This is a genomic window from Micromonospora phytophila (assembly GCF_023656545.1).
GTDB lineage: Bacteria > Actinomycetota > Actinomycetes > Mycobacteriales > Micromonosporaceae > Micromonospora > Micromonospora phytophila.
On the sequence record NZ_JAMOKF010000219.1, the window covers coordinates 1 to 9,457 of the forward strand.

At 74.5% G+C, this 9,457-nt stretch carries 9 protein-coding genes; 6 read left to right on the plus strand and 3 right to left on the minus strand.

What is annotated here, in order from left to right; translation table 11 throughout:
- Nucleotides 1-18 precede the first annotated feature (18 nt).
- The 3 genes from NCC78_RS22040 to NCC78_RS22050 are packed head-to-tail and all read left to right on the plus strand — an operon-like array spanning nucleotide 19 to nucleotide 2,161.
- The gene (locus NCC78_RS22040) at nucleotides 19-618 is read left to right on the plus strand and encodes a rhodanese-like domain-containing protein (protein WP_250796740.1); all 600 of its coding nucleotides are present in this window, start codon (nucleotides 19-21) and stop codon (nucleotides 616-618) included.
- Entirely contained in the window at nucleotides 615-1,523 is a 909-nt protein-coding gene (locus tag NCC78_RS22045; protein WP_250796741.1) for a sulfite exporter TauE/SafE family protein, read from the plus strand. The genes NCC78_RS22040 and NCC78_RS22045 overlap by 4 nt, the downstream gene beginning before the upstream one ends.
- A gap of 35 nt (nucleotides 1,524-1,558) precedes the next feature.
- The gene (locus NCC78_RS22050) at nucleotides 1,559-2,161 is read left to right on the plus strand and encodes a class I SAM-dependent methyltransferase (RefSeq protein WP_250796742.1); all 603 of its coding nucleotides are present in this window, start codon (nucleotides 1,559-1,561) and stop codon (nucleotides 2,159-2,161) included.
- A 12-nt stretch (nucleotides 2,162-2,173) separates the two neighbouring features.
- Here the strand turns inward: NCC78_RS22050 and NCC78_RS22055 are convergent, their stop codons facing one another.
- Complete coding sequence (locus tag NCC78_RS22055) at nucleotides 2,174-3,178, minus strand: zinc-binding dehydrogenase (protein ID WP_250796748.1); 1,005 nt, start codon at nucleotides 3,176-3,178, stop codon at nucleotides 2,174-2,176.
- A 142-nt stretch (nucleotides 3,179-3,320) separates the two neighbouring features.
- Between NCC78_RS22055 and NCC78_RS22060 the strand changes: the two genes are divergently transcribed.
- From NCC78_RS22060 to NCC78_RS22070, 3 genes are all read left to right on the plus strand, one after another.
- Complete coding sequence (locus NCC78_RS22060; RefSeq protein WP_250796743.1) at nucleotides 3,321-4,034, plus strand: polyamine aminopropyltransferase; 714 nt, start codon at nucleotides 3,321-3,323, stop codon at nucleotides 4,032-4,034.
- A 118-nt stretch (nucleotides 4,035-4,152) separates the two neighbouring features.
- Nucleotides 4,153-4,437 (plus strand): hypothetical protein, encoded by a 285-nt coding sequence (locus tag NCC78_RS22065; RefSeq protein WP_250796749.1) that lies wholly within the window; start codon nucleotides 4,153-4,155, stop codon nucleotides 4,435-4,437.
- A 113-nt stretch (nucleotides 4,438-4,550) separates the two neighbouring features.
- Complete coding sequence (locus NCC78_RS22070; protein ID WP_250796744.1) at nucleotides 4,551-6,269, plus strand: long-chain-fatty-acid--CoA ligase; 1,719 nt, start codon at nucleotides 4,551-4,553, stop codon at nucleotides 6,267-6,269.
- 194 nt (nucleotides 6,270-6,463) lie between these two features.
- On the opposite strand, the gene NCC78_RS22075 is transcribed toward NCC78_RS22070, so the two are convergent.
- On the minus strand, nucleotides 6,464-8,281 hold the full coding sequence (locus NCC78_RS22075) for an acyl-CoA dehydrogenase (RefSeq protein WP_250796746.1): 1,818 nt from the start codon (nucleotides 8,279-8,281) through the stop codon (nucleotides 6,464-6,466).
- A gap of 27 nt (nucleotides 8,282-8,308) precedes the next feature.
- A partial coding sequence (locus tag NCC78_RS22080) for an ATP-binding protein (protein ID WP_250796747.1) occupies nucleotides 8,309-9,457 on the minus strand: 1,149 nt, incomplete at its 5' end.

The window sequence follows — 9,457 nt, forward strand, 5'->3', positions numbered from 1 at the left end:
CCCTGAACGAGGAGAGACATGAGCACGCCCCACGCCCCCGCGACCATCGACCCGGCGACCCTGCGGGAACTCATCGACTCCGGCCGGCCGCCCCGCCTGCTGGACGTCCGCACCCCCGCGGAGTTCGAGACCGCACACGTTCCGGGCGCGTACAACGTCCCGCTGGACCTGCTCAGGGAGCACCGGGACGAGCTGCGCAACCACCTCGACGAGGACGTCGTGCTGATCTGCCGCTCCGGCGTCCGCGCCACCCAGGCCGGGCAGGCCCTCGCCGAGGCGGGGCTGCCGAACCTGAAGATCCTCGGCGGCGGCATGCTGGCCTGGCAGGCCAGCCGGGCGCCGATCCGCCAGGGCCGACCCCGCTGGGACCTGGAGCGGCAGGTCCGCCTGGTCGCCGGTTCCATCGTGCTGGTCAGCATCGCCGCCTCGGTGTTCGTGCCCGGTCTGAAGTGGGTGGCGGCCTTCATCGGGGCCGGCCTCACCGTCGCCGCGCTGACGAACACCTGCACGATGGGCATGCTGCTCGGCAAGCTGCCGTACAACCGGGGAACCAGCTGCGACCTCGACACCGTGGTCGGCCAGCTGCGCGACGGCGCGCCCGCCGCGAGCCGGTCGTGACCGGCCTGGTCCTCACCATCGTCGGCGCGGTGCTCATCGGCGTCAGCCTCGGCCTGCTCGGCGGTGGCGGCTCGATCCTCGCCGTGCCGCTGCTGGTCTACGTCGCCGACCTGCCGGTGCGGGAGGCGATCGCCACCTCGCTGCTGGTCGTCGGGGTGACCAGCGCGGTGGGCGTGCTCCCTCACGCGCGGGGCGGCCGGATCCGCTGGCGCACCGGCCTGGTCTTCGGCGCCGCCGGCATGGCCGGGGCGTACGCCGGGGGTCGGCTCGCCGCCCTGGTGCCGCCCGGCGTCCTGCTGACCGGGTTCGCGTTGATGATGCTGGCCACCGCGACCGCGATGATCCGGGGTCGGCGCGACACCGGCGCCGACGCCGCACCGGGACCGCTTCCGGTGCCACGGGTCGTCCTGGACGGGCTGGTGGTCGGGTTGGTCACCGGGCTGGTCGGTGCCGGTGGCGGCTTCCTGGTGGTGCCCGCCCTCGCGCTGCTCGGCGGCCTGCCGATGCCGGTCGCGGTCGGCACCTCGCTGGTCGTGATCGCGATGAAGTCCTTCGCCGGCCTGGCCGGGTACCTCTCCGGCGTCACCGTCGACTGGGGGCTCGCCGCGGTGGTGACCGTCGCCGCCGTCGCCGGCAGCCTCGCGGGCGGGCGGCTCGCCGGGCGGATCCCGGCCGACGTGCTGCGCCGGACGTTCGGCTGGTTCGTCGTGGCGATGGGCGCGTTCGTGCTCGGCGGGCAGTTGCCCGCGGAGCTGCGCGGCGACCCGGTCTTCTGGACCGCCCTGGGTGGGCTCGCTGTCGTGGTTGCCGCCGGCGCACTGCTCGTCGCCGGGTGCCGCCGCGACGGGCATCGGTGGGTCCCCTCACCGGTCTGCCGCATCCTACGCTCGGCCATGGCCCGGTAGAGCGGCCGACCAGCCCCGGAGAAGGAGTGCACAACGTGGACAGCGCCGACTGGGACGCCCGCTACGCCGCCGCGCCCGAGCTGGTGTGGAGCGACCAGCCGAACCGGTTCGTGGTCGAGGAGCTGGGCGACGTGCCGCCCGGTCGGGCGGTGGACCTGGCCGCCGGTGAGGGCCGCAACGCGGTCTGGCTGGCCGGGCGCGGCTGGCAGGTGACCGCGGTCGACTTCTCCCCGGTCGCCGTGGCCCGGGGCCGGGAGCTGGCGGCCGCCCGGGGCGTACCGGTCGACTGGCGGGTCGCGGACGTGACGGCCGAGCCCCTAGAACCGGCGGCGTACGACCTGGCGCTGGTCGCCTACCTGCACCTGCCCCCCGCCGACCTGGCCGGCGTGCTCGGCCGGGCGCGGGAGGCGCTGCGCCCCGGCGGCCGGATCGTCGTCGTCGGCCACGACCGGGCCAACCTCACCGACGGCGTCGGCGGGCCGCAGGACGCGGCGATCTTGCTGACCCCGGAGTCGGTCGTCGCCGCCCTCGACGGCCTCCGGGTCGCCCGCGCGGAGACCGCCCGCCGGCCGGTGGTCCGCCCCGACGGCTCCACGGTGGACGCCCTGGACACGGTCGTGGTGGCGACCCACCCCTGACCCCGACGCGGCTCAGGGCCGCAGGATCAGCCGGATCGGGTTGCCCTGCTTGGTGTGCACCCGCCGCACCGCCTGCTCCGCCTCGGCCAGCGGCAGCACGTCGCTGATCGACGCGCTCAGGTCCAGCCGCCGCTGCCGGACCAGCGACACCAGCTGCTCGACGTGTTCGGCCTCGGAGCCGTAGTGGCCGAGCACGGCCTGCTGAAAGTAGTTGAACGGGCTGTCCGAGGCGATGGTGACCGGCTTGTTGGCGATCCCGGCCAGCACCAGCCGGCCCCGGCGGCCGAGCACGGTGAGGGCCTGCTCGCGGACAGCGGTCACGCCCGCGAAGTCGAACGCCACGTCCAGCCCCCGCCCGCCGGTCAGCTCCAGCACGGCGTCCCGGAACGCGGTGTCGGCCGGGTCGAGCGCCGCGTCCGCGCCGAGGGTCAGCGCCCGTTCCCGGGCCGCGGGCAGCGGCTCCACCGCGATCACCGGGGCGGCGCCGACGAGGCGTAGCAGTTGGACGGCGTGCGCGCCGAGGCCGCCCACCCCCCAGACGCCGACGGCCTCCCCCGGCCGGGTCCGCCCGGTGTCGGTCACCGCGGCCCAGGGCGTGGAGACCGCGTCGGGGATGATGCAGGCCTGTTCGAAGGGCAGCTCGTCGGGGATCGGCACGACCGTCTCCTGGCTGGCCAGGACGTACTCGGCCCACCCGCCGTCGTAGTCCACGCCCCGGGTGAACACCGTGCCGCGCCGATCCCTCTCCCCCGCCTGGAGCAGCACCCGCTGGCCGGGTTCCCAGCCCTCGACGCCCTCGCCGAGCGCCTCGACGACCCCGGCGACCTCATGGCCGAGCGTCACCACGTCACCGGGAAGGTAGAGCGGGGTGAGGGTGCCGTCGATCAGGTGCACGTCGGAGAGGCAGACCCCGGCCGCCTCGACCTTGATCCGCACCTGCCCGCGTCCCGGCTCGGGGACCGGCAGTGTCTGCATCCGCAGCGCCCGGTCCGCCAGGTGCAGTCGTCCGGCCAGCATCTCCGCCACAGTGATGTCTCCCTGTCCAGCCCCCGCTCGGCGGCCTCAACCCCAACGCATACCCGGCGATGCGGGATGAATGCGGCCGAAGGTCCGCGCCGGCCGTCGGCGCGCCCGGCGGCACCCGGTAGCATCCGGGCCCGTGGGCGCACGATTTGAGGAACTGGCCTGGCGGGAGACCCCGATCGGCGCCATCAGCCTGCGCCGGCGACGGGACCCGTCGCTCGGCGTCGAGGTGTACGAGGTCAAGCTCGACGACGAGTTCCTGATGTCCAGCCTCTTTCCCGTCGCGGAGATCGAGCTGGCCCGGCTCGGGCTGGCCCCGCTGACCGGGCGGGACCTCGACGTGGTCGTCGGCGGCCTCGGCCTCGGCTACACCGCCCGCACCGCGCTGGCCGACGATCGGGTCGGCTCGCTGCTGGTGGTGGAAGCGATCGAGGACGTCATCGACTGGCACCGGCGGGAGCTGCTGCCCTTCGCCGCCGGGCTGGCCGCCGACGCGCGTACCCGGTTCGTGCGGGCCGACTTCTTCGCCGCCGTCGCCGACGGCACCGGCTTCGACCCGGAGGCTCCGCGGCGGCGGTTCCACGCCGTGCTGCTGGACGTCGACCACTCCCCCCGCAACGTGCTGCACCCCAGCCACGCCCCCTTCTACACCGCCGACGGGCTGCGCCGGCTCGCCGACCACCTGCACCCCGACGGGGTGTTCGCCCTCTGGTCGGACGACCCGCCGGACGCCGACTTCGAGCGGGTCCTCGCCGAGGTGTTCCGCACCGCGCAGGCGCACGTCGTCGCGTTCCCCAACCCCTTCACCGGCGGGGAGTCGGCCAACACGGTCTACGTCGCCCAGCGCTGACGGGTCTCTGCCCCCCACCTGAGCAGGCATTCCCTCGGTTGCGCCCGCATGGCGCGGGCCGGACCGGGAAGGTCACCGGTGCCGCGGGGGACGCGGCGTCACAGGCACGGAGGTGGACATGCGGACCATGCTCTGGGTCGTCGGCGTCGTCGCGGCCGCGCTCATCCTGCTCGGGCTGCTCCTCGAAGCGGTCCGCTGGCTGGTGATCATCGGACTGATCGCGCTGGTCGCGGTGATCGTCCTCGCGGTGGTCAAGGGACGTCAGGGGTGCAACGTCCGGCCGGACGCCGCTGACATCGATCACCCGCGCGGCTCGCGGGGCCGCGATCACCACCACCTCCCGCTCGTTCCGCCGGGCCTGCCGCGCTCGCGCGTGCGGCTCGCGGCACCCTCGTGGTCCTGACCGTTGGCAGGTCGGTGGACGGAAGCAGCTCAGCCGCCGACCACCGGCCGGCGGCTACCGGCGCGTAACTTACGCTAGCGTAGGTCGTCGATGCCACCGCGAGAGGGACACACGTGGATCTGAATACGGAGCGGCCCTGGCTGCGCAGCTACGCCCCGGACGTGCCGGCGACGATCGCCCCGTCCGACGAAACGCTGGTCGACCTGCTGCGCGGCGCCGCGCACAGGTTCGGTCCCCGGGTCGCGCTGGACTTCTTCGGCGCCACCACCACGTACGCCGAGCTGAACGACCTGGTGGCCCGGGCGGCGGAGGCGCTGCGCCGGCTCGGCGTCGGCCGGGGTGACCGGGTGGCCCTCGTGCTGCCGAACTGCCCGCAGCACGTCGTCGCCTTCTACGCGGTGCTGCGGCTCGGCGCGGTGGTGGTGGAGCACAACCCGCTCTACACCGAGCAGGAGCTCACCCACCAGCTCGCCGACCACGGCGCCCGCGTCGCCGTGGTCTGGGACAGGATGGCCCCCCTGGTGCGGCGCACGGCCGGGGCGACGGCGGTCGAGACGGTGCTCGCGGTGAACCTGACCCGGGCGCTGCCCCGGCTCAAGCGCTGGGCGCTGCGGCTGCCCCTGCCCAGGGCCCGCACCGCCCGCGCCGCGATGACCGCGCCGGCACCGGGGACGCTCGACTGGGAGCGCCTGGTCGCCGCCACCGCCCCGCTCGCCGCCGACCACCCCGCCCCGGGCCCCGACGACACCGCGCTGCTGCAGTACACCGGCGGCACCACCGGCACGCCCAAGGGCGCCATCCTCACCCACCGCAACCTGCGGGCCAACGCCGCGCAGGGCCGCGCCTGGGTGCCCGGCCTGCGCGACGGCGAGGAGACGGTGTACGCGGTGCTGCCGCTGTTCCACGCGTACGGGCTGACGCTCTGCCTGACCTTCTCGGTGAGCATCGGCGCCACGCTGGTGCTCTTCCCCCGCTTCGACCTCGACCAGACCCTCGACGCGGTCCGCCGCCGGCCCCCGACCTTCCTGCCCGCCGTGCCACCGATCTACGAGAAGCTCGCCACCGCCGCCCGGGAACGCGGGGTGGACCTCAGCTCGGCCCGCTACGCCATCTCCGGCGCGATGGCGCTGCCCCCCGAGACCGTGCAGGTGTGGGAGGCGGTCACCGGCGGCCTGCTCGTCGAGGGCTACGGCATGACGGAGACCTCCCCGGTGGCGCTCGGCAACCCGGTCTCCCCGGCCCGCCGGCCCGGCACGGTCGGCGTGCCCTTCCCGTCCACCGAGATCCGCATCGTCGACCCGGACGAGCCGTCCCGCGACCGCGCCCCCGGCGAGGCTGGCGAGCTGCTGATCCGGGGACCGCAGGTGTTCGCCGGCTACTGGCGGCGGCCGGAGGAGACGGCGGCGGTGCTGCTGCCCGACGGCTGGCTGCGCACCGGCGACGTGGTGGTGATGGACCCCGACGGCTTCGTCACGGTGGTCGACCGGATCAAGGAGCTGATCATCACCGGCGGCTTCAACGTCTACCCGTCCGAGGTGGAGGACGCGCTGCGCCAGGTGTCCGGGGTACGCGACGCCGCGGCGGTCGGCCTGCCGGGCGGGCACGGCGGGGAGGAGGTGGTGGCGGTGGTCGTCCTGGACGAGGACTGCAACACCGACGCAGCCGGCGTCCGCGCGGCGTGCCGGCAGCACCTCACCGCCTACAAGGTGCCCCGTCGGGTCGTCGTGGTCGAGGACCTGCCCCGCTCCCAGATCGGCAAGGTCCTGCGCCGCGAGGTCCGCGGCCGGCTGCTGGCGGCCCCGGGGGACGGCACGGCCTCGACGGGGTCCTGAGCGGCCCTGCGGAGCCGGTCCGGCCCGACGGCGCCGGCAGCCGCCACCACCCGCGCAGGGTTTCCAGCCGGTCCACCGCCCCGTCGGCGGGTTCCCAGGTCGTCGCGTCACCGGAGCTCACGCCCGGCAAGGATAGGGCGGCCGCGCACCACGTCGCCGCCGGCCCGACGCGCCCACCCGCCAGGAGACGAGGTTCAGAACCAGTCGTCGCGCATCTCCAGAGTGGTCCGGTCCAGGCTCTCCAGCAGGTCAAACTGCGGCCCGGTGCGGGGCAGCTCGTAGTGGAAGAAGTACCGGGCGGCCTGCCGCTTGCCGGCGTGGAAGTCGGCGTCCGGGCCGTCGCCCGGGCCACCGGCCGCCTCGACGGCGAGCAGCTGCTCCAGCCACATCCAGGCAATCACCACGTGCCCGACCGCCTCCAGGTAGAGGCTCGCGTTCGCCAGCGCCACCTGCGGGTCGCCGGTGCTCCAGAGCCGGCGGGTGACCACGGCGACCCGGTCCAGCGCGGCGCCGAGCGGGGCGGCGAGCCGGGCCGCCTCGCCCTCGGCCTTCCACGCCCGGCTGACCGTCGCGCGGACCGTCTCGACCAGCAGCGCCAGCCCGGCCCCGCCGCGCATGGTCACCTTGCGGCCGAGCAGGTCCAGCGCCTGGATGCCGTGGGTGCCCTCGTGGATCGGGTTCAGCCGGTTGTCCCGCCAGTGCTGCTCGACGTCGTAGTCGCGGGTGTAGCCGTACCCGCCGTGCACCTGGATCGCCAGGTCGTTGGCGGCCAGGCACCACTGCGACGGCCAGCTCTTGGCGATCGGGGTGAGCATGTCCAGCAGCAGGTGCGCCCGTTCCCGGTCCGCCGCCTGCGGCGCGGTCTTCTCCTCGTCGAGCAGCCGGCCACAGTAGAGGACCAGCGCCAGCGCGCCCTCCACGTAGCTCTTCTGGGCCAGCAGCATCCGCCGGACGTCGGGGTGGGCGACGATCGGCACCTGCGGCGCGCCCGGGTCCTTGTCGGTCACCGGCCGGCCCTGCGGCCGCTGGCGCGCGTACGCCAGGGACTTCAGGTAGCCGGTGTAGCCGAGCGCGGTCGCGCCCGCGCCCACCCCGATCCGGGCCTCGTTCATCATGTGGAACATCTGCGCCAGGCCCTGGTGCGGCTCGCCGACCAGGTGGCCGACCGCCCCGGGACGCCCGTCGGGACGGTGCACGCCCTCGCCGAAGTTGAGCAACGTGTTGGTGGTGCCCCGGTAGCCCATCTTGTGGTTGAGGCCGACCAGCACCACGTCGTTGCGGGCGCCGAGGGCGCCGTCGTCACCGACGAGCACCTTGGGGACGATGAACAGCGAGATCCCCTTGACACCGGGTGGGCCACCGGGGATCCGGGCCAGCACCAGGTGGACGATGTTCTCCGACAGTTCGTGGTCCCCGCCGGAGATCCACATCTTGGTGCCGAAGAGCCGGTACGTCCCGTCGTCCTGCGGCTCGGCCCGGGTGGTGATGTCGGCCAGCGAGCTGCCGGCCTGCGGCTCGGACAGGCACATGGTGCCGAAGAACCGGCCCTGCACCATCGGCCGGACCCAGGTGTCGATCTGCTCCGCGCTGCCGTGCGCCAGCAGCAGGTTCGCGTTGCCGAGGGTGAGGAACGGGTACGCCGAGGTGCCCACGTTCGCGGCCTGGAACCAGGCAAAGCAGGCCGCCTGGACGACGTGCGGCAGCTGCATCCCGCCGACCGACGCGTCCATGCTGGCGGCCAGCAGGCCCGTCTCGGCGAAGACGTCGAGGGCGGCCTTGACCTGCGGGATGGTGTGCACGCGCCGGCCGTCGAAGGTGGGCTCGATGAGGTCGGCGGCCCGGTTGTGCGGCGCGAACCGCTCGGTGGCCACCTGCTCGGCGAGCTCCAGCACGGCGTCGAAGGTGTCCCGGGAGTGCTCGGCGTAGCGGGGCCGCTCGGTCAGCCGCGTCACGTCCAGCCACTCGTGCAGCAGGAAGCGCAGGTCGCGACGGGAGAGCAGGGTGGACGACACGGATCTCCTTCCTCGGCGGGCGTACCGTCAGCCGCGGCGCAGCCCGGCGATACCCTCGCGCAGGTCATCCTGGCTGATCGGGCCGACCGGCGCACCACCGGTCGCCTCGCGCATCGCCTTGGCCAACTGCACCCGGCGCAGCACCTCGCGGATGTCGGCGCCGGTCAGCCCGGGGCTGAGCGCGGCCAGTTCGGCCGGGTCGACGTCGCTGTCGAACATCCGGAAGTCGGCGCGCTCGTGCCGGTCGACCAGCTCGCGGATCATCTTGGCGATGATCTCGGCCCGGCCGGCCTCGTCCGGTGGCGGGATGGAGAGCTTCACGTCGAAGCGACCGGAGCGGATCAGCGAGGCGTCCACCCGCTGCGGGAAGTTCGTGGTGGCCACCACGATGACGTTCGGGTTCTCCTCGATCAGGGTGTTCATCTCCTGCTTGAAGATCCCCGCCACCGCGTTGACCGCCTGGCTGGCGGCGTCCCCGCCCGCCCCGGCGTAGCTGATGATGCTGTCGAACTCGTCGAAGAGGAGCACGGTCGGCTCCCGGTACCGGCGGGCCTCGCGGAAGATCTGCTTGATGTTCCGCTCGGAGCCGCCGAGCCACTTGTCCAGGATCTCCGGGGTGCGGATCTCCCGGAAGTCCGCTCCGATCTCGTTGGCGAGGGCCCGGGCCAGCATGGTCTTGCCGGTGCCGGGCGGCCCGTACAGCAGGATGCCCTGCGGCCGGCGCGCGCCCCAGCGGGCCATGACCTGCGGATGGCGGAAGGAGACGGCGATCTCCCGGAACCGGGCGACCACCTCGTCGAGGCCGCCCACCTGGTCGAGGGTCACCGCCGCGCTGCGCGGGGCGGCGGCCGGGCGCGGTGGCGCGGGTGCCGCCGGCCGACGCAGGACGTACGTCCGGCCGCTGAGCACCCGCGGCTCGGGGCCGTCGCCGGCCAACTCCCGGACCACCTGGAGGGTCAGCCCGGCCATGGCCCGCAGGTGCGACGGGGTGACCGCGGCGGCGGGCGCCGCCGTCCGGACGGTGACCAGGCGGCCACCCTCGGTGGGCGCGGAGGTGATCTCGGGACGCAGGCCGAGCGCCGCCGCCTCCCCCCGCATCTCCGCGCCGGCCGGGTCGCCGAACCGCGGCGGGTCGACCACCGCCGTCGCCGGCGGGCCGTCGAGGCCGAGCCGCCG

Coding starts and splice junctions, on each gene's coding strand:
- NCC78_RS22040 (WP_250796740.1), top strand. CDS start 19: ATGAGCACGCCCCACGCCCCCGCGACCATCGACCCGGCGACCCTGCGG.
- NCC78_RS22055 (WP_250796748.1), bottom strand. CDS start 3,178: ATGCTGGCCGGACGACTGCACCTGGCGGACCGGGCGCTGCGGATGCAG.
- NCC78_RS22065 (WP_250796749.1), top strand. CDS start 4,153: ATGCGGACCATGCTCTGGGTCGTCGGCGTCGTCGCGGCCGCGCTCATC.